This window comes from Polaromonas sp. P1_G4, assembly GCF_056405475.1.
Genome location: NZ_JBFUCA010001063.1, coordinates 1 through 534, shown reverse-complemented (window position 1 = coordinate 534; position 534 = coordinate 1). Strand labels below are relative to the sequence as shown.

Here is a 534-nt window from a genome sequence, read left to right as displayed (position 1 = left end):
GACCTGTTTGCCCGACGACACCAGCTCTCGAACTACCTGCGGTCCAGCCTCTGTGAGCAGCTGAAGGCCGACCTTGTAGTGATCGGCTTCGGGACCGAGCCGATTGACCAATGCCGACGCCTCAGCCGAGGATTCGAAGTCGAGCGCGACGATGACTGGTGATGGCATATGTGAAATGGAGTCTAACGACGGAGGCCAGACGCGGCCGCAGGCCGTCGCCACTGGGTCGATTTGTTAACTGTCTTGCTCTTCACCGGGATCGCACTTTGAAGTTTTCGTCAATGTGGACGGTCGAATCAGACGAGCCACGGTTCGAACAGTCAAAGCCTTGCAATCTGAGTATCGGAAAGCTGTTAAGGCGAACGTTGACGTCCTTGTGCCTCTTGCCCGCGTGGCGTGAATGAATGGCAGTTTTCGTCAAGTAATTGCTGCTGACCCTGTAGTAAGACCCATCGTTATAGTTCTCGTCAAGAGTTTCTTCGCCGACGAATTCAAGGTCTTTGAAACTCGCGTTGTATCGAAACTGCATGGTGT

General features: G+C 53.9%; 2 protein-coding genes. Both read right to left on the bottom strand.

The window, feature by feature from the left end; all coding sequences use genetic code 11:
* A partial coding sequence (locus AC1D1X_RS25385) for an orotidine 5'-phosphate decarboxylase / HUMPS family protein (RefSeq protein WP_477699648.1) occupies positions 1-168 on the bottom strand: 168 nt, incomplete at its 3' end.
* 82 nt (positions 169-250) lie between these two features.
* Positions 251-534 (bottom strand): hypothetical protein (locus AC1D1X_RS25380; protein ID WP_477699647.1); only part of this gene is annotated, 284 nt, incomplete at its 5' end.